Consider the following 19,650-nt stretch of genomic DNA (forward strand, 5'->3'; position numbering starts at 1 on the left):
GTGTTCAGCTTCTCATGGAAGGGCGTGCAGCTGGCTGATGGCAAGGATGCCGTCGCGACCGACGACGAGGCCATCCAACTGACGGTCAAGCCGGTGAAGAGCACCGAGCCCAATCCCTCGAGCCCGACCCCCTCGAACCCGAGTCCCACGAAGCCGAGCACCGGCGACGCGGAGAAGTTCCTCTCGTCCCGAATTAATGTCCACTCGATGTGTCACAGTCTAGGGGGACGGTTGGCAATGGCGTGCGCGCCGACTTTTAGGCGCAAAGGGGACGAGACCATGACGGGTTCCGATGGGTTTGGAAGCTTGTCCGCGGCGGCGAGGTCGCTGTGGGGCAAGTCGGACTACGGCGAGGGGGAGTGCTGGCTCCCGCTGTATGTGCACATGGCCGATGCCGCCGGTGTGGCCGGTAGGCTGTGGGATCGATGGCTGCCCAAGGCCACGCGGGGGATCGTTGCCAGGGCGGTTGGCGGGGCTGATGATGGGGACGATGCATTGGCCAGGACCCTGCTTGTGTTTCTTGCGGGCGTGCACGACGTTGGAAAGGCGACGCCGGTGTTCCAGGCGAAGGGCGTGCCGTTTGGCATGGGCGACGCTCGGGGAATTGCCTGGAAGTCAGAGCGCGCGGGGTTCGTGCTGAATCGCGACCTGGTGGGGAAGCGCGAGCCAACTCATCCGATTGCCGGCGAGCTGATACTGGAGAGGTACTTTGGCCGGTATGCCGCACCGGGTTGCGGCGCGTCCGCAAGGCGATCGCTCCCCAGCATCGTTGGCGCTCATCACGGCAACTTTCCCACGCGGTCCCGCCTGCATGACGGTGGTCTTGACCTGCGTGCGCTGGGCTGGGGCGGAGAAGGGCACGACGCCTGGGAGGCGGTCCAGGACGAGCTTGTGGGCTATGCCGCACGGCTTGCGGGAATCGACGACGAGCGCTTGGGCACCCTTGCGCGGCTCCCGCTTGATGCTGCGGTGGAGAGCCTGCTTACGGGCATGGTGATCGTAAGCGACTGGCTTGCGAGCGACTGCGACCTGTTCCCGCTGCTCGACCTCTATGGCGCCGATGGCGACAGGGGCGCCGCGGCGCTGCGCAGCCGGCTCGACCGCGCCTGGTCGAAGGCTCATATCCCGGCACCATGGTCTGAGCCAAGGCCTTGCGTGGAGCCGTTTGGGGAGTTCTTCTCGCATAGGTTTGGGCTGCCGGGTGGCGCCGAGCCGCGACCCATTCAGAGGGCTGCCGAGCAGGTTGCGTGGGACGCAAAGGATCCTGGGCTCATGGTGATCGAGGCGCCCATGGGCGAAGGCAAGACGGAGGCGGCGCTGGCTGCCGCGGAGCTTCTGGCGTACCGTCGGGGGCTGGGGGACGTCTGCGTGGCGCTGCCGACGATGGCGACGACGGACGCGATGTTCGCGCGCGTGCGGGACTGGCTTGACAGGCTTCCGTGCGATGGGGACGTGGAGGAGAAGGATATCTATCTTGCGCACGGCAAGGCTGGCCTGAACGAGGAGTTCCAGGGGCTTGTGAGGGAGTCTAGGCGGCACCGGAGCCTTGTGGGCAACGGACGTGAGGGCGACGCGGGGGAGTTTGCGTCCGAGAGCGCGACGGTCTCCGCATGGATGTACGGCCGGAAGAAGGGCATGCTGTCAAACTTTGTGGTGTGCACCGTCGACCAGGTGCTGATGGGTGCTCTGCACATGAGGCACCTCTCCCTGAGGCAGCTTGCGCTGGCGAACAAGGTCGTGGTGATCGACGAGTGCCACGCGTACGACCTGTACATGAGACAGTACCTTGATGTGCTTCTACAATGGCTGGGCTATTGGAGAGTTCCGACGATCCTGCTTTCCGCGACACTGTCGGATGGGCAGCGGGCGAGCATGGCGGAGTCTTACCTGTCTGGACGAAGGTTGTCCGAGGGAACGTCGGCTCCTGTTGCGGAAAGGCGACATCGTGCAAAGAAGCTACCCGCCTACCTTAGGAAGAAGCAACAGGAAGGTGCGCCGGCCGATGCGGCGATGCCGACTGGGGCGACAGCTCCCGTTGTAGGGACCCAGGTTCTGGAGCAGTCCCTGGACATAGACTTCGACCTGCTTGTGACCGATGTTGCGCCCGTTGACCTGCTGCTGCAGCGACTTGGCAGGACGCATCGCCACAAGAGGGGCGAGGGGGAGTGCGAGCGGCGTTATTGTAGACGTGAACGCAGGGGCTTAAGTGAGACGCTGCAGTGTGACGAGTAATTCTGTGTGTATAAACTGCTTAGATGCACAAATCCTTGCATGCTTACTCAAAATCTGCGTGGGGAGGAAGGCGCTTGTGCGTAAGAATAAATCTCAAGGAGAGCGGCGCTGTATTGCTCATCTGCGTGAGGACGGGACGGAAGAGCTTGTTGAAACACATTTGATGGAAGTTGCAAGTCTTGCTGCCAAGTTCTCTAAAGAGTATGGTGCTGAGCAATCGGGACGTGCACTTGGCTTGATTCATGACATAGGCAAGTTTTCAAGTGAATTCCAGCGAAGAATCCGGGACGATGGGCCCAAGGTTGATCATTCAACAGCTGGCGCATACGAGCTGGTTAAAGATGATGCTTCATGGCTGGCTTATTGTGCAGCGGGTCACCATGGCGGACTTCTCGACTGGCGCTCGCCCACAAGCGATGCAACTTTGTACAACAGACTCAGGAAAGCTGCTTTGGGGAAAATTCCCGATTACCATTCGCATGCGAGCAATATAGTCCTGCACGAGCTTCCTTCATTGGCATCGCTCCAAAGCGAGCTACTCAACAAGGCTCAAAACTGTCCAAAGCAGACTGTTCACGGTATTAACGAGTCGCTTCAAAGGTCGTTTACCGTTTCCTTCTTTATCCGGATGTGCTTCAGTAGCTTAGTCGACGCGGATTTCCTTTGCACGGAAGAATTTATGCAAGGTCGGCCTCGAGAGGCGGTTCCGACTGACGACATTCAGGCGTTGCGAGATCGTTTTGAGCGGAAGGTTCAATCCTTCTATCCACCCAAGGGAATGCTCAATGAATTGAGGTGCGGCGTTTCGGATGATTGCCGCAATGCCGGGATAACCATGGAACCGGGTGTTTTCTCGTTAACGGTGCCAACCGGAGGTGGAAAAACGTTGGCATCATTGCGTTTCGCTCTGCAGCATGCATGTCATAACGGTATGAACCGAATCATCTTTGCCGAGCCATATACCGCGATTATTGAACAAACCTCTGCAAAATTCCGGGAGTACCTCGACAGTGGCTCGACCGAGAACATTCTCGAGCACCACTCTAACTTCAACTTCGATGCACTGGATGATGACCCCCTAAGAAAAAATCTACGGCTGGCCTCTGAGAACTGGGACATGCCAATAGTAGTTACGACAAATGTGCAGCTATTCGAGTCCCTCTATGCAAGTGGTACGTCTCGGTGTCGAAAGCTCCACAACATAGCCAATAGCGTCATCATTTTGGATGAAGCTCAGGCGATCCCCCTGGAAAACGTGGATGCTTGCATTCGAGTTTTAGTTGAATTGGTGAACAACTATCACTGCTCTATAGTGCTCTGCACGGCAACGCAGCCTGCTTTTGATGAGCAATTTGCTCAATACGGGCTTACGGTCAAAGAAATAGCCAAGAATCGCGATGAGCTCTTTGTAAGTTTAGGAAGGGTCACATACAAGAATCTCGGATACCTCTCGGACGATAGCTTGATGTCTCGCCTTTCGACGACTGAGCAAGTCCTCTGCGTTGTAAACAGCAGAGCTCAGGCGAAAAACATTGCTAATGGCTTAATGGGACGTTGTGACCAGGAAAGTGTATTCCACCTCTCTACTCTTATGTATCCCGTGCATCGCCAGCGAATGCTGAAGCGTATTAACGAAAGGCTTTCAACCGGTCTTCCGTGCAGGGTGGTGTCTACTAGTTTGATTGAGGCGGGCGTCGACCTTGACTTTCCCGTGGTGTACCGCAGTCTTGCAGGACTCGATTCTATTGTTCAAGCTGCGGGCCGTTGCAATCGCGAGGGAAAGCGACCCTCCAAGTCTAGTTTGGTGTACGTATTTACTTCAGGGGCCAACCCAGATACTGGACAGCCGTATCGTTTACCTGAAGATGTGAAGAAGCGTGCGGGGATTACCTCGTCTACGGTTTCCGTCTCCAAAGACGGTTCTGTGGACTATGGCTCCCTGGAGAACATCAGGCGGTATTTTCTCAACTTGGAGAGCGTATATAGATCCGCACTTCATTACGAACGCAATGCTCTGGAAGATTTAAGCGTAGGGATAAACACAAAGAATAATTTCGGTCCAAACGGAAATGCCGCTGCTTGCTGCGCCATTCAATTTGACTCTGCCGAGAAGGACTTTAAGTTCATAGTCGATAAGTCAACATCGGTAATTGTTCCTGATGATGATATCGAAGATGAGGTCTTCAGAGTGAAGAATGGGATTGCCTCTCGAGGAGACCTGCGCCAGATTAGCAGGTATTCGGTTTCGGTGTATCAACATACGCTCGAAACGCTCGTGCAGGCGGGCAAGGTCGAACAGTCAAATGGCGCGTATATCCTATCTAGCATGCAGTTGTACTCGGATAAGACAGGTCTCGACTGCGGTGATCAGCAGGGAGAGGGCATGTTCTGGTGACTTACCGTGGTCGAGATGAATCACCAGAACATAAACCAACATATTTCAATCCACGCGTCAACGAGAAATGCTTCCATGACGCGACACCACAAACTATAAGGCATTTCCTTTGATTGCTCACGTTCACATTCGATTCAGTACCATATGCCTAACATAAACTAACATGAAGTAGAAATGCTATAATGCTTCTAAGTACAGAAAGAGCAACGAAGGGAGGTACGCAAATGTCCTTTGGATTCAAGCTCGATGTCTGGGGAGACTATGCTCTCTTCACCCGTCCCGAAATGTCGGTGGAGAGGGTTACATACGATGTCCCAACCCCAAGTGCTGCTCGTGGTTTGGTTGAGAGCATCTACTGGCACCCAGGCATGCGTGTGGTAATCGACAAGATTCATGTCTTGAATCCGATTAAGTTCACCAGCGTTCGACGAAATGAGGTGAAAAGTAAGGCGGATGCTTCAGGAATGAAAAAAGCTGTAACCGACACGCTTAAGCTTAGTAGTATTGAGTTGCCTTCTATTAATGCAAAGAATGACATACTGCAGCGAGCGTCTCTCATATTGATGGATGTTCGCTACGTGATTGAGTTTCACTTTGAGATGACCGTAAAGGCATCAGAAAGCGATAGCCCTGCCAAGTTTGCCGAGATATTCAGAAGAAGAATCACGCGAGGTCAGTTTTATTCGCAACCATATCTTGGCTGCCGTGAGTTCCCTGCAAACTTTAAAGCATGGCCAGACGACAAGCCAGTTGAAGGCTACTACACCGGAAGGAATCCAACAGATCGAGATTTGGGGTTCATGCTCTACGACATGGACTATAGCGACCACCAGAACATTGTGCCGATGTTTTATCGTCCGCACATGGTCAATGGAGTAATCGATGTTGCGGAGAGCGAGGTGTATCGGTAATGCTTCTATCTGAGCTCAACGACTACTACAACCAAGTTCTCCAAACTCATCCCGATGAAATCGCTCATCCTGGCTGGGGAAGCTGCAAAGTGGGCGCACTTCTGATTCTTAATCCAGACGGAGAAATTCGTTCGATTGTGTCTACAGGGGATACGCATGGTGTCAGCATGGTTGTTCCCGAGCATCAAACTCGCAGCTCAGGAATTAAACCGTTCTTTCTCTGTGATACTTCTAGTTATCTCCTTGGGGCCGATGATAAGGATAAGCCGGATCGAGCTCTGCAAGCGTTCAGCAGCTCAAAAGAGCTCCACCTAGAGGTTCTTAATGGGGTGAATTCTCCTGCCGCTAATGCGATAAAGAAGTTTTATCGAAGCTGGGATCCCATGAAGGCGCGCGATAATGTAGCACTTTCTGGTCCAGAGGCATCCGGGCTTGTTTTTTCAGGACGATTTCTACTCTTTGGTGTGTCAATTGATGGCTTGTTAGTGCAGCCCATCACAGATGAGGCGATTCAATCTGCCTGGTCAAACTATTACAGCAAACCACAGCAAGGCGATAAGGTTATGCGTTGTCTGGTAACGGGGAAAAAGAAACCCATCGCCGTACTCCACCCATCAATTAAAGGTGTTAAGAATGCCCAGTCCTCTGGAGCTCAGTTGGTCAGCTTCAATGTCTCGGCCGGAGAAAGCTATGGGCATCAGAATGAGCAGGGCCTTAATGCGCCAGTTAGTAAAGAGGCGGCACAGGCGTATGGAACTGCCCTGAACTATCTGCTCGCCAGCCCCATTCACCATGCATATTTTGGAGATATGACAATTGCTTACTGGTCGCGTGAAAGCGATGACTGCAATTCATTATTCTTCAGCCAGTTGATGCTCCTACAGTCTGGAAGTGATTCTGAACAAAAGCGCTTAGACGGCATCGTAAAGTCGGTAGTTTCGGGCAGGAGCTTAGATGAATTTGGGCTTCAGCTTGACTCTCCCTTCTTCATTGTTGGGCTTGCACCGAATGCAGCTCGTATATCGGTTCGGTTCTTCTTATCAAGTACATTCGGACAGTTTGTAGAGAACATTGCGGAGCACTACGAGCGTATAAAAATCGTGCATGCGCCCACGGCGAAGGAATTTATTTCTCCCTATGCGCTGCTACATGCTGTTGAGAATCCCGGCTCAAAGAAGCCCGCTTACGAGTCGGTGTTCTGTGCTCCTCTCATGCGCTCAATCCTCAACAACACTCGATATCCAGAAGGAATGTATCAATCGATAATTGAGCGCATTCGGGCGAGCCAAAACGACGAAGAGAAACCGACGAAAAAAGTCACCAGGACCAGGGCTGCGTTCATTCGTGCCTATTTACTGAAAAACGTTGGGTTAAGCCGAGAGGAGATTACCGTGACGGAAAACGAAAATACATCAAGTATTTCCTATAACCTTGGAAGGCTCTTTGCCATTCTTGAGTCATTGCAATATCAGGCGAATGGTTCATCGAACCTTGCCAATCGATATATGAACTCTGCCAGCGTAACGCCCGAGCTTGTATATCCCATTCTGCTTCGTCTTGCGAATGCACACCTCAATAAGGTTGGACACGACAAGCCTGGTTTGGCCAGCTGGTACAAGAACCAAATAGCTGGACTCATTGGTGCTGAGCGTGTAGAGCGCTTCCCCAAGCGCTTGAATCTTGCCGAGCAAGGCGAGTTTTTCCTTGGCTACTACGAGCAATATGCCAGCAAGAACACCGAGAAGAAGGAGAAGTAACATGTCTGAGCCAATCAAGAACCGCTATGATTTCGTTCTTTATTTCGATGTTATGAATGGCAATCCGAATGGAGACCCGGATGCCGGAAACCTTCCTCGCGTTGACCCCGAGACTGGCTTGGGGCTGGTTACAGACGTCTGTCTGAAGCGGAAGATTCGCAATTACGTCGATACGCTCAAAGAAGGCGCTCCCGGCTACAATATCTATATCAAGCGTGGGGAGACACTCAATCAGAAAGATTCCCATGCCTTTGAAAAGCTGGGAATTGATGCGAGCAATATCAAGAAGCTAAAAAAGAGTGATCCTGAGCTCGACAACAAAATTCGTGACTGCATGTGCAAGACCTACTTCGACGTTCGGACCTTCGGCGCGGTAATGACCACCTTCGTAAAGAACAACCTAAACTGCGGCCAGGTCCGTGGGCCAGTCCAGCTCACTTTTGCGCGTAGTGTTGACCCCATCGTTCAGCAGGAGGTCACTATTACGCGCATGGCCCTTACCACCGAAGCGGATGCCGAGAACAAGAACAACGGCATGGGTCGCAAGAGTATCATTCCGTATGCTCTTTACCGGTGCGAGGGATTTATCTCTGCAAATCTTGCCCAGAAAACCACTGGTTTCTCGAACGATGATTTGGAACTGCTTTGGGACGCAATTATTAATATGTTCGAGGACGATCGATCGGCTGCTCGTGGCATGATGGCAGTTCGCTCGCTAATCGCATTCAAGCACGACTCTATCCTTGGCAATGCGCCGGCCTACCAGCTATTCGATGCCGTGTCTACAAAGAAACGCGAGGGGGTTGACAGCCCTCGCTCATTTACGGACTATGAGCCGATTTCTGTTGACCAAAGCAAAATTCCGGAGGGCGTAGAGGTACTTCAACTTTGGCCTCGTGTCTAGATGAGTATATGCCATGTACAGCGAAGATGACTTCCTGATGCTTTCGGGCATACAACACTTCTGCTTCTGCCGTCGTCAGTGGGGTCTCATTCACATCGCTGGGGAATGGAAAGAAAACGTTCTGACCGTGGATGGCAATATCATGCACAAGCGTGCCCATGACCAGTCTATTCGAGAGCATCGAGGGGATACCATCGTCGTACGCGGCCTCACGGTGCATTCTTCGACTATGGGCGTGGTTGGGCAGTGCGATGTGGTGGAGTTTCATAGGTCAAAACACGGCCATCCTCTCTACGGGGAGGATGGCCTTTGGACCGAAACCCCTGTTGAATATAAGCGTGGTCACTCGAAAACAAGTGATGCTGATCGTCTGCAGCTTGTAGCTCAGGCCATATGCTTAGAAGAAATGTGCGCGTCTAATATTCCCTATGCTTATCTCTATTACGGTGAAACAAGATCACGGGAGAAAGTGGACATGACCGATGACTTGCGCAGCACTGTAAGGAAGAGCTTTGCCGAGATGCATAGCTTGTACGACAAGCATTGGATTCCAAAAGCTAAGTTTGGCAAGGCCTGCAAGTCGTGCTCACTCTTTGACATCTGCATGCCTAAGACCCGAGACGTGAAAACCTACATGGATGAGATGCTGAAGGGGTCGATATGAGACGCCTGGGCAATACGTTATATATCCTGTCTGACGACCTTTTCCTAACCGTTGATAACGAGAATGTCGTTGCGAAACGCTCTGGGGAGGTAGTGGGTCGCGTACCGTTGCATACCCTAACGAACATCTATTCGTTTTCATATATGGGTGCAAGTCCAGCACTCATGGGAAAGTGCGCCGAAGAAGGCATTGAACTTGCTTTCTTTACTCCGCGCGGAAAGTTTTTGGCAGATGTTGCAGGAATGCCGAAGGGCAATGTTCTACTGCGGCATGCGCAAAGCCTTATGACTGTGAACGAAAAGCGTGTGCTGGAGATTTCAAAGCACTTCATCATGGGGAAGGTCTTCAATTCAAAGTGGGTGCTCGAAAGATGCATACGCGATCACGGCGTAAGGGTGGATACTGACTCGCTCCAACGGATATCGCAGCATTTAAGCGAATCTTTGAAGTCCATAGAGAATTGCACTTCTATCGATACACTGCGGGGTATTGAAGGAGATGCCGCGGCGGAGTACTTCTCGGTGTTTAGCGAGCTTATTTTGAATGTCGATGATGCCTTTATCTTCAACGGCAGAAACAAACGTCCTCCACTCGACCCAGTTAATGCGATGCTTTCCCTTTTCTATACCGTGCTTGCTTTGGACTGCGGATCAGCATTAAGAGGCGCGGGCTTGGATCCTTATATTGGGTTCATGCACACTGATAGGCCAGGAAGAAGGTCGTTGGCTCTGGACTGTATGGAAGAGCTTCGACCTGTTATGGTCGATCGCTTTGTGGTCACATGCATCAATAACCGCACGGTAAAGGCTAGGCATTTTGAGAAGCACGAGGAAGGTGAAGTAACCCTTACCGATGAGGGGCGAAAGTTGCTATTTGATGCCTGGCAATCCAAGAAGCGGGAGACCATTACTCATCCATATTTACGCGAGAAGATGCCATGGGGCCTTGTACCGGTAGTGCAAGCTCAGCTTGTTGCCCAGTACATTCGGGGAGATATTGACGGCTATCCACCTTTCCTGTGGAAGTAGGGGGTGCCTTATGTTGGTGGTCATTGCATACGATGTGGATACAACAACCAGTGCTGGACAAAAGCGGCTCCGAAAAGTAGCCAGAATCTGTGTAGCGTATGGACAGCGTGTTCAAAATTCCGTCTTTGAGTGTGATATAGATGCGGCCACTCTGGCCGAACTCAGGAACGAACTGATAAAGGCTATAGATGAAAGTGTGGACAGCTTGAGGTTTTATAACCTGGGCGATAACTACAAGAACCGGATCACTCAAGTGGGCGCCAAGAAAAGTTATGACCCAGAGGGCTTCCTTGCGCTGTAGGCGGCATCCATGAGGTGCGAACCTTGGGCAATCAGGGTTCACACGGCTCCTTCGCACCTTGAAAGCCGTATATTTATATGAGAGAGAAGCTTTTTTGCGGATGTGACGAGGCTTCTTTTGCAGTGCAATACAACATATTGTGCATTGGATTTCAATTGCACAATATGTTGCGGTCGCCCCTCGTATGAGGGGCGTGGATTGAAATACTTCCGTATGCTGAGGGAGCACGCCCCGTTCGAGGTCGCCCCTCGTATGAGGGGCGTGGATTGAAATATAGGGTCGCGACCACCTTACGGGTACGACAAAAAGAGTCGCCCCTCGTATGAGGGGCGTGGATTGAAATACCCATGTCGTATATGACATGGTGATTGACGAAGTCGCCCCTCGTATGAGGGGCGTGGATTGAAATATCACGGTTGACGTTGAGGACATGAACGCCTATTGTCGCCCCTCGTATGAGGGGCGTGGATTGAAATAAGCGGTGCAGGTCGATGACGGCGGTCGGAGCGGTCGCCCCTCGTATGAGGGGCGTGGATTGAAATAGAGAACGCTCAGCGGGCTTGCTAGTACGCTGCGTCGCCCCTCGTATGAGGGGCGTGGATTGAAATACAGACGAATGGTACGGCGACGAGGCTATGAAGGAAGTCGCCCCTCGTATGAGGGGCGTGGATTGAAATCGCGACCGCCTGAAGGTGCTGCACATCGCCAACGTCGCCCCTCGTATGAGGGGCGTGGATTGAAATACGATCTCTGCCGCCCGCTCGTCGCACAGCCCCGTCGCCCCTCGTATGAGGGGCGTGGATTGAAATCTCTTGTTCGCCTCTCCCCTTCCGTACAGCTCAACGTCGCCCCTCGTATGAGGGGCGTGGATTGAAATAATACCGATTTGGTATTGCCTGACAGTTGAAATATAGTCGCCCCTCGTATGAGGGGCGTGGATTGAAATGTGAACGGCGATGACGCCACCATAAAGAGGATCTGTCGCCCCTCGTATGAGGGGCGTGGATTGAAATCGCTTCGCAAGTCTGCGGAGCGCCACGTTGGGGACGTCGCCCCTCGTATGAGGGGCGTGGATTGAAATCCGTGCGCCGCTCGTCCACGACGTACAGGCTCGGTCGCCCCTCGTATGAGGGGCGTGGATTGAAATACAGTCCGTCGGGTAGTCTAGGCCCGTTGTGGAGTCGCCCCTCGTATGAGGGGCGTGGATTGAAATCACTGCGCCGCGTGGTCGGTGCATAGCACGTACGTCGCCCCTCGTATGAGGGGCGTGGATTGAAATTTGCGCCCATCCTCTTCGAGCTTGCTCGCGTCCTCGTCGCCCCTCGTATGAGGGGCGTGGATTGAAATTTTGCGGAGCCATCCACAGCATTGCCGCCGACGTGGTCGCCCCTCGTATGAGGGGCGTGGATTGAAATCAGCGCTAGGTCACGCCCGCGCGTGTACAGCTCGTCGCCCCTCGTATGAGGGGCGTGGATTGAAATAGCACTTGCAGCTTGGACGCGATGCTCTGGTTTCGGGTCGCCCCTCGTATGAGGGGCGTGGATTGAAATATACGCAGGCTCGATATGCTTGCGGCCTGGGTAGTCGCCCCTCGTATGAGGGGCGTGGATTGAAATATGTCGGAGCTCGCCGCCTGGAAGATGTCGCTGCGTCGCCCCTCGTATGAGGGGCGTGGATTGAAATTCGTATCCGGAGTCGCCCGGCTCGAACGTCGTGTGTCGCCCCTCGTATGAGGGGCGTGGATTGAAATAAGCAGGTGTCCTACGCCTTTGGCCGCGCCGAGGTCGCCCCTCGTATGAGGGGCGTGGATTGAAATATGGTGACGCCCTCCCCCTCTGAGCCTTGGAGCTGTCGCCCCTCGTATGAGGGGCGTGGATTGAAATTTATTCGACCAGCCAAGCTGTGCGCCCATCGCCGTCGCCCCTCGTATGAGGGGCGTGGATTGAAATACGGGCACCGCCGTGAACGTGGAGGTCTCGGAGTGTCGCCCCTCGTATGAGGGGCGTGGATTGAAATCGCCATCCGCGCACGTGCGCCACTCGCAACGTTGCGTCGCCCCTCGTATGAGGGGCGTGGATTGAAATACCTCCATCGTGCAGGTAAGCGTGGTCCATTCGGTCGCCCCTCGTATGAGGGGCGTGGATTGAAATATCCATGCCAGCGGTGGTGGTCACCACTGGACTATGTCGCCCCTCGTATGAGGGGCGTGGATTGAAATACGTTCTGGACGGTGGTGGCGGGCATGACCTTGGGTCGCCCCTCGTATGAGGGGCGTGGATTGAAATATGGTGACGCCCTCGCCCTCGCTGCCTTGGAGCTTGTCGCCCCTCGTATGAGGGGCGTGGATTGAAATAGCGGGTAGCCCGTGGAGGTGTTGACGGATACGGTCGCCCCTCGTATGAGGGGCGTGGATTGAAATTTGAACAACCTGCCGGACGAGAAGATCGTGTATCGTCGCCCCTCGTATGAGGGGCGTGGATTGAAATTGGAGTGCGATTGCCGTTGCTGGGCCAAAGTATCCGTCGCCCCTCGTATGAGGGGCGTGGATTGAAATTCCAATTGACTTGCGCTGACACCGCCTTGAGAAGTCGCCCCTCGTATGAGGGGCGTGGATTGAAATCATCGTTATCTGCCGTGATCCATCGCGTGGCACGGTCGCCCCTCGTATGAGGGGCGTGGATTGAAATTATCCGTCTGCCTAGACCATCCTGCGCAGCTCGCGGTCGCCCCTCGTATGAGGGGCGTGGATTGAAATGTGAGCGCGGTGTCCACGTCGCTTGCGGCCTTGGTCGCCCCTCGTATGAGGGGCGTGGATTGAAATTTGGGGCACGTGGGGCATTTGCCCCATCGCGTGCGTCGCCCCTCGTATGAGGGGCGTGGATTGAAATCTCCCCGCGCCTTGCAGACCCACAGGTCGGGAATGTCGCCCCTCGTATGAGGGGCGTGGATTGAAATCTCGCGATTGCGTTTGCCGTGTCCATGAAAGAAGTCGCCCCTCGTATGAGGGGCGTGGATTGAAATAAGTACTGGTCGGGCAACTCGAACAGCAAAGATGGGTCGCCCCTCGTATGAGGGGCGTGGATTGAAATTCGTGCGCGGCTGGACTTTTTGCAGCGGCGATAGTCGCCCCTCGTATGAGGGGCGTGGATTGAAATAACCCGCGCCCAGCAGACACGATGGTACCAGAGAGTCGCCCCTCGTATGAGGGGCGTGGATTGAAATTGCACGTGGTGCTGGATGTGGCCGCGCTAATGGAGTCGCCCCTCGTATGAGGGGCGTGGATTGAAATAGAGATGTCGCATATGCACTTGGGTTCGTCCGCGGTCGCCCCTCGTATGAGGGGCGTGGATTGAAATTTGATGGCGCGGCGGGTGGCGGCAGGAACGGTGACGTCGCCCCTCGTATGAGGGGCGTGGATTGAAATTTCTTCTCGGTCGCACAAAGAAACATAACACACGTCGCCCCTCGTATGAGGGGCGTGGATTGAAATTCGCAGGGTTTTAGCTGGAACAAGGTCGAGCTGGTCGCCCCTCGTATGAGGGGCGTGGATTGAAATTGAAGCAGGGGATTAAAGACTATGCCGAGCGCATGTCGCCCCTCGTATGAGGGGCGTGGATTGAAATTGGCATGGGGAGGATTCTTCTCATGATGAGTAGGCGTCGCCCCTCGTATGAGGGGCGTGGATTGAAATGTCCGTTGGTGTCCACTCGGACCCTGTTGGTCGGCGTCGCCCCTCGTATGAGGGGCGTGGATTGAAATGATAAACGTATGCCGAAACCGAACTTTTGCCCTGTCGCCCCTCGTATGAGGGGCGTGGATTGAAATTCTAATCTAGCTTGAATTACTAGCAAGTCGTGAGTCGCCCCTCGTATGAGGGGCGTGGATTGAAATATTGATCCGACGTGCAGTATGGACGCGATAGACGTCGCCCCTCGTATGAGGGGCGTGGATTGAAATTGCCCTGAGTGTGGCAAGAGGGTGGTTGACGATGGTCGCCCCTCGTATGAGGGGCGTGGATTGAAATCTTGCGTCATGCCCACGGTTTCGCGGATTGCGCGGTCGCCCCTCGTATGAGGGGCGTGGATTGAAATGTCCGTGGGCGTCCACTCGGACCCTGTGGGTCGGGTCGCCCCTCGTATGAGGGGCGTGGATTGAAATATGTGTCACCTCGACTCGATAGACGAGGCAGCGGAGTCGCCCCTCGTATGAGGGGCGTGGATTGAAATACGTTGACGTATGCAGGCTCAAGGCCGCTGATGTGTCGCCCCTCGTATGAGGGGCGTGGATTGAAATATGACCTGCTCAAACACGGTAGTCGGCATGGCCCTGGTCGCCCCTCGTATGAGGGGCGTGGATTGAAATAGGAAGCTATGGCGACCATCGTGGAAGGGGCATAGTCGCCCCTCGTATGAGGGGCGTGGATTGAAATTCGGATTGAAAGAACAGGCGGTGCGGAAGCGTCGTCGCCCCTCGTATGAGGGGCGTGGATTGAAATACCTACCGCGAGGGCACCATCTACGGCACGCACACGTCGCCCCTCGTATGAGGGGCGTGGATTGAAATACGATTGATGGACGCATGGACTTTGCAAGTCCGGAGTCGCCCCTCGTATGAGGGGCGTGGATTGAAATACCCACGAGCGCCCCGACAGCTTTGAGCGCATCGCGTCGCCCCTCGTATGAGGGGCGTGGATTGAAATTGGATACATGGGCCGCCGAGCCCGTTTCCGGTCATGTCGCCCCTCGTATGAGGGGCGTGGATTGAAATAGGTCGACCCCGTGCGACAGGCACCACGTCGCGGTCGCCCCTCGTATGAGGGGCGTGGATTGAAATCCAGTGTACGCGCCGTTGGCCTTCAGCGCTTCCGTGTCGCCCCTCGTATGAGGGGCGTGGATTGAAATACTTTTATGCTCCTTAGATGTCGTTCACCACGAGGCGCACGGCGTCCGGACGGGCGTAGTGGCCGATGGGGTCGAATTCCCACTTACTTGAGGCTACCATCTGCATGTCGAGCGTCGCGTACAGGATGCCGTCCGTATCCCACAGCGGCTCGGCGCCCGGAACGTAGTGGCCGGCCGGGTCCACCACGCAGCTGCCGCCGCGGTAGACCACCTCTGGCAGTCGGCTGACTTCGTCCGTGGCGCGCAGGTCCGCCGGGTAGTCGTCGCGCACGATGTACGGGGCACAGTTGACCACGTAGCAGCGGCCCTCGATTGCGATGTGCTGCACCGTGGCCTGCCACTCCGGGTTGCCGTTGGTGTTGGGCGCGAGGTAGATGCTGACGCCCTTCTGGTACAGTGCCGCGCGTGCGAGCGGCATGAAGTTCTCCCAGCAGATGAGCGTGCCCATGGGACCCCACGGCGTCTGGCTCACGGGGAAGTAGTGGTCCTGCGCGTCGCCCCACACCAGGCGCTCCGCACCCGTTGGCTTGAGCTTGCGGTGCAACGCGTCGAGGCGCCCCTCGGGCGAGAAGATCATGTTGCTGTTATAGAGGGTGCCGGACGTGGCATCGCGCTCTGACACGCCGACGCTCACCCACGCCCCCGTGCGCCTGGCAGCGTCCGCGATGGCCTGGCACTCCGGGCCGCCGACGACCACGGAGCCGTCGTAGTAGCGCTTCCAGAGCTCGCGGCTGCCGGGCTCGCGCGCACCGACGACGAAGCCAAACGTGAGGCCGTGCGGGTAGCCGGGAATGAGCAGCTCGGGCAGGACGACGAGGTCGCTTGGGCGCTCCTGGGCGACGCGCTCGATGGCGTCGATGGCGCCGGCGAGGCAGGCGTCGCGGTCGAACGGCTTGGGGCGCGACTGGACGACGGCGATCTTACAGGTGTCTTGCAGGTCTTTCATGCGGGGCTCCTTTACGGGTGGTGGGTTGCGAGCGTGCGGGGCGTGCCGGTGGCGCTAGACGAGCGAGAGCAGCACGTAAGCCGCGACGCCGGAGACGCAGCACCACAGCATTGAGCGCGTGCGCCACGCCACGAGTACGACGATGCCGGCGGCGGCTATGGGCATGAGGCCGTGCCAGACGCCCGCATCGAACATGGTGGGGGAGAGCAGGTCGTTTGCGACGAGCGCGGCGAATGCCGCCGGCGGGATGTAGCCGAGGGCCTCCGTCACGCGCGGCGAGAGCGGGCGTCCGCGGAGCGCTAGCGCTGGCAGCACGCGGCACGCCAGGATGAACGCGAACGAGGACGGCCACAGGATCAGGAACTGGGATTGGGTCATTGGGAGCCGTCCTTCTCGCCCGTGGGCGCATTCGCCGCGGCTGCGGGGCGTTCGTGGTTGAGCTCGTGGCGGTTATGGTGCCCGCGGCGCGTGCGGGGAAGCGCGCCTGCGGCGAGACCGGCCGCGACTCCGACGAGCGCAGCGACAGGCACGGCGACTCCGGCGGCTCCCGCCCACTTGCACGCGGCGACCGTGAGCGCGGCCGCCGCTGCCGCCGCGGCCGTGGGACGGGTGTGCGGCTGCGCCCACAGCAGGTAGATGAAGAGCGACGTCATAGCGAAGCCCGCGATGGCGGTGGGGACGTTCACGATTGCGCCGAGCGCCGCACCGGCCGCGCACGACGCGGCCCACGTGAGCTGCACGCAGAGGTTGAGCGCGAGGGCGTCCCGCGCGGACCACGCGGCCCCGCTGGCGAGCTTGTCCAGCGTGATGCCGTACGCCTCCTCCGTGTAGCTGCACGAGATGGCGAGCGCGCTGCGTCGCCCGAAGCGCTCCAGGTAGGGGGCGAGCGACGCGGAGTAGAGCGCGAAGCGGGTGGACACCGCGGCGACGGACGCCACGATCGATCCCAGGGGGACGCCGGCGAGCCACAGGTTGCTCATCATGAACTGCCCGCCGCCGGAGAGGAACGTGAGGGCGAGCACGAAGTTCTGGAGCGGGTCCATGCCGGCCTTTGCGGCGAGCACGCCGCACGGCAGGCCGACGGCGACGTACGAGACCATGACCGGCCACGCGGCCGAGATGACCTCCCTCCTCATGAGCACCTCCCTCTGGCTGTGGGTCTGGTTGTGGGCCGCCTTGCGGCGGACCGAATCCGCGTCGCGGGCGGTTGTTGCATGGTACGCGTGGCGGGCGCGGCGGCGCGCGGGAGGGGTCGCATTGTTACAGGCTCTTCGCATTTTGGACGGCTTGGGGCCGAGGTCCCGCCCATGGACGCGCGGCTCGCCCGCGGGGCGCAGAACCTGCGCGAGGATCTTCTCTAGCACTCTTCTTGCCGCGCGCATTCCCCGCTCCTAGGGGTGCGCCGTGCCGGCCGCCTGGGCTGCTTGCGTTGGCGCGCGGTCCTCCGTACGCGTAAAATCGTGACAGGGGAGAAATGCGGCGCGCCTTCGCTGCGCGCCGCCCGTGTTAGGGGGAGCGTATGGATCAGAACCTCACCAAGCGCAACGAGCTCTTGGCCCAGACCGTCATCAAGGGGCTTGCCAGGAGGAACATCAAGGCGGAGTACGCGGCAACCAGGGAGGAGGCGCTGCAGGAGGCGCTCGCGTTCATAGGCGAGGGCTCGACTGTCACCATGGGCGGGTGCACCAGCGCGCGCGAGATCGGCCTGACCGATGCCCTGACCACCGGAAACTACAACTTCATCGACCGCGACAAGATGAAGGACAAGCGCGCGGCCATGCTCGCGGCCTACGACGCGGACGTGTTCGTGGCGAGCGCGAACGCCATCACGAACGACGGCGTGATCGTCAACATCGACGGCAACTCCAACCGCGTGAGCGCCATCGCGCAGGGCCCGCGCCACGTGCTCTTCATCGTGGGGATGAACAAGGTCTGCGGCGACCTGGACGGCGCCATCAAGCGTGCGCGCAACGTGGCCGCGCCCATCAACGCGCAGCGCTTTAACCTCAACACGCCGTGCTGCAAGACGGGCGCGTGCGCCAACTGCAAGTCCGAGGACACCATCTGCTGCAACTTCCTCATCACGCGCTTCAGCCACCATCCCGGTCGCATGCACGCGATCCTGGTGAACGACAGCCTGGGGTTCTAGTCGGACACTGCATGAGCGCGGCTCGAACGACGCGCCGTGCACGAACCTTACGAAGTCGTAAGGTGGCCGTAAGCAGGTCCTATGGCAGCTCCGTCGTCCCTGTAAGACCATATGGTCGTCAAAGGGAATGCGCCGCGGACGGCGGCGCGGGAAGACGGGAGCAACCATGGGAATCGCCCAGGAGTTTGTCGAGAACCTGTTGTTCGTGGCGGTGAGCGGCCTGCTGTTTCTGATCGTGGTGATCGGCGACGGATCGGACGCGATGGAGTCCAGGAACGTCTTTGGACGCCGCGACCGCCGCCATCGCCGGTACGGTCACGGGCGCAGCCGCTGACGCCCGCCCGAGCTAGCCGACGCCTGTGCGCGAAAGGCACGCGCAAGGAAAGTCACGCGCAAGATGGCGAGAAGAGCGCCCCGGCCATGGTTTGAACTGCGCCCCAAAACTTGGACGCGATAAATCATAACCGCTAGGCGGCCCCCTGAAGGGTCTGGTCCCGGAACTCGACCGGGGTCAGGCCCTTCAGCCTGACCTGGCGCCTCACATGGTTCCAATGGTGGATATAGGCCTCGAGGTCGCGCTTGAAGCTCTCGAAGTCGCTCCAGTCGCGTCCCCGGAAGAACTCGTCCTTCAGGTGGCCGAAGACCTGCTCGGTCGCGCCGTTGTCGATGCAGTTGCCCTTGCGCGACATGCTCTGCACGAAGCCGTTCTCCCTGAGCTTCGCGACGTAGGACGCGTGCTGGTACTGCCAGCCCATGTCGGAGTGCAGGACGGGGTTCGCGCCCTCCGGCTTCGCCGCCATGAGCATGGCGAGCATCTCCTCCTGCTGGGCGAGGTCCGGGTGCTCCGAGACCGACCACGCCACGATCTCCTTGCTGCCGAAGTCGTACACGGGCGCGAGGTAGGCCTTGCCGAACCCGCACTTGAACTCGGTGACGTCGGTGCCCATCTTCTGCCAGGGGCCGTCGGCGGCGAAGTCGCGGCCAAGCACGTTCTCGAAGGTCTCGCCGACCTTCCCCCTGTAGGAGCTGTACCTGTGGTGGTCGGTCTCCCGGCGGATGCCGCACCTGAGGCCCATCTCGTTCATCATCCTGAGCACCGTCTTGTCCGCTATCCGCGCGCCGTCGACGGCGCGCAGCTCCATGGCCACCTGCCGGTGTCCGACGCCGTTCGGGAGCCTGCCGAAGATCTCCGCCACCCTGGCGCGCAGCTCCGGCCTGGTCGGCATCTTGGGATGGGACAGCGCGTAGTAGTAGCTCGACCTGGCGAGTCCGGCGGCCCCCAGCAGGTCGGCGAGGCCGTGTCCCTGCCCTGAAAGCTCGGCGACCGCTAGGGCCTTCTCCCGGTTCGGGAGCGCAGCTCCGCCTTCAGGGCTATCGATTTTTTTGGCTCTTCGGTGGTTTCTGTGGGAGAGATTCCGGCATAGGCCCAGCTCAGCGGGCGAAAACAACGATCTGGAACTGA

At 57.3% G+C, this 19,650-nt stretch carries 14 protein-coding genes and 1 CRISPR repeat array; of the genes, 10 read left to right on the plus strand and 4 right to left on the minus strand.

What is annotated here, in order from left to right:
- From HF885_RS09965 to cas2, 8 genes are all read left to right on the plus strand, one after another.
- The coding region (locus tag HF885_RS09965; RefSeq protein WP_170104762.1) for a CRISPR-associated endonuclease Cas3'' at positions 1 to 2,232 on the plus strand (2,232 nt) is incomplete at its 5' end.
- Between the two features lie 76 nt (positions 2,233 to 2,308).
- The gene (cas3, locus tag HF885_RS09970; protein WP_206109908.1) at positions 2,309 to 4,627 is read left to right on the plus strand and encodes a CRISPR-associated helicase Cas3'; all 2,319 of its coding nucleotides are present in this window, start codon (positions 2,309 to 2,311) and stop codon (positions 4,625 to 4,627) included.
- Between the two features lie 224 nt (positions 4,628 to 4,851).
- Complete coding sequence (cas5c, locus tag HF885_RS09975) at positions 4,852 to 5,538, plus strand: type I-C CRISPR-associated protein Cas5c (RefSeq protein ID WP_170104763.1); 687 nt, start codon at positions 4,852 to 4,854, stop codon at positions 5,536 to 5,538.
- Positions 5,538 to 7,295, plus strand: a complete 1,758-nt coding sequence (gene cas8c, locus HF885_RS09980; RefSeq protein WP_170104764.1) for a type I-C CRISPR-associated protein Cas8c/Csd1 — start codon at positions 5,538 to 5,540, stop codon at positions 7,293 to 7,295. Before cas5c ends, cas8c begins: the two co-directional genes overlap by 1 nt.
- A 1-nt stretch (position 7,296) precedes the next feature.
- Positions 7,297 to 8,199 (plus strand): type I-C CRISPR-associated protein Cas7/Csd2, encoded by a 903-nt coding sequence (gene cas7c, locus HF885_RS09985; RefSeq protein ID WP_170104765.1) that lies wholly within the window; start codon positions 7,297 to 7,299, stop codon positions 8,197 to 8,199.
- 13 nt (positions 8,200 to 8,212) lie between these two features.
- Complete coding sequence (gene cas4, locus HF885_RS09990) at positions 8,213 to 8,863, plus strand: CRISPR-associated protein Cas4 (RefSeq protein WP_170104766.1); 651 nt, start codon at positions 8,213 to 8,215, stop codon at positions 8,861 to 8,863.
- Entirely contained in the window at positions 8,860 to 9,891 is a 1,032-nt protein-coding gene (gene cas1c / locus HF885_RS09995) for a type I-C CRISPR-associated endonuclease Cas1c (protein ID WP_170104767.1), read from the plus strand. The genes cas4 and cas1c overlap by 4 nt, the downstream gene beginning before the upstream one ends.
- Positions 9,892 to 9,901: 10 nt before the next feature.
- A complete protein-coding gene (gene cas2, locus HF885_RS10000) occupies positions 9,902 to 10,192 on the plus strand; it encodes a CRISPR-associated endonuclease Cas2 (RefSeq protein WP_170104768.1) in 291 nt (96 codons plus the stop codon).
- A gap of 172 nt (positions 10,193 to 10,364) precedes the next feature.
- A CRISPR array of direct repeats spans positions 10,365 to 15,093; the repeat unit is 33 nt; unit sequence GTCGCCCCTCGTATGAGGGGCGTGGATTGAAAT.
- A 13-nt stretch (positions 15,094 to 15,106) separates the two neighbouring features.
- Here cas2 and HF885_RS10005 read toward each other — a convergent pair.
- The 3 genes from HF885_RS10005 to HF885_RS10015 are packed head-to-tail and all read right to left on the minus strand — an operon-like array spanning position 15,107 to position 17,175.
- Positions 15,107 to 16,039, minus strand: coding sequence for a carbon-nitrogen hydrolase family protein (locus HF885_RS10005; protein ID WP_170104769.1), 933 nt, complete (start codon positions 16,037 to 16,039; stop codon positions 15,107 to 15,109).
- Between the two features lie 54 nt (positions 16,040 to 16,093).
- Positions 16,094 to 16,417, minus strand: coding sequence for an AzlD domain-containing protein (locus HF885_RS10010; RefSeq protein WP_170104770.1), 324 nt, complete (start codon positions 16,415 to 16,417; stop codon positions 16,094 to 16,096).
- Complete coding sequence (locus HF885_RS10015; RefSeq protein WP_170104771.1) at positions 16,414 to 17,175, minus strand: AzlC family ABC transporter permease; 762 nt, start codon at positions 17,173 to 17,175, stop codon at positions 16,414 to 16,416. The genes HF885_RS10010 and HF885_RS10015 overlap by 4 nt, the downstream gene beginning before the upstream one ends.
- A gap of 383 nt (positions 17,176 to 17,558) precedes the next feature.
- On the opposite strand from HF885_RS10015, the gene HF885_RS10020 reads away from it, so the two are divergent.
- Both HF885_RS10020 and HF885_RS10025 read left to right on the plus strand, forming a co-directional pair.
- Positions 17,559 to 18,188 carry a lactate utilization protein gene (locus HF885_RS10020; protein ID WP_170104772.1) on the plus strand — a complete coding sequence of 210 codons (630 nt, stop codon included), beginning with the start codon at positions 17,559 to 17,561 and terminating at the stop codon, positions 18,186 to 18,188.
- 166 nt (positions 18,189 to 18,354) lie between these two features.
- The gene (locus HF885_RS10025; RefSeq protein WP_170104773.1) at positions 18,355 to 18,522 is read left to right on the plus strand and encodes a hypothetical protein; all 168 of its coding nucleotides are present in this window, start codon (positions 18,355 to 18,357) and stop codon (positions 18,520 to 18,522) included.
- 133 nt (positions 18,523 to 18,655) lie between these two features.
- Here the strand turns inward: HF885_RS10025 and HF885_RS10030 are convergent, their stop codons facing one another.
- Positions 18,656 to 19,636, minus strand: coding sequence for an IS3 family transposase (locus HF885_RS10030; protein WP_235927409.1), 981 nt, complete (start codon positions 19,634 to 19,636; stop codon positions 18,656 to 18,658).
- Positions 19,637 to 19,650: the final 14 nt, after the last annotated feature.

It is taken from the genome of Parafannyhessea umbonata (assembly GCF_012844235.1).
GTDB lineage: Bacteria > Actinomycetota > Coriobacteriia > Coriobacteriales > Atopobiaceae > Parafannyhessea.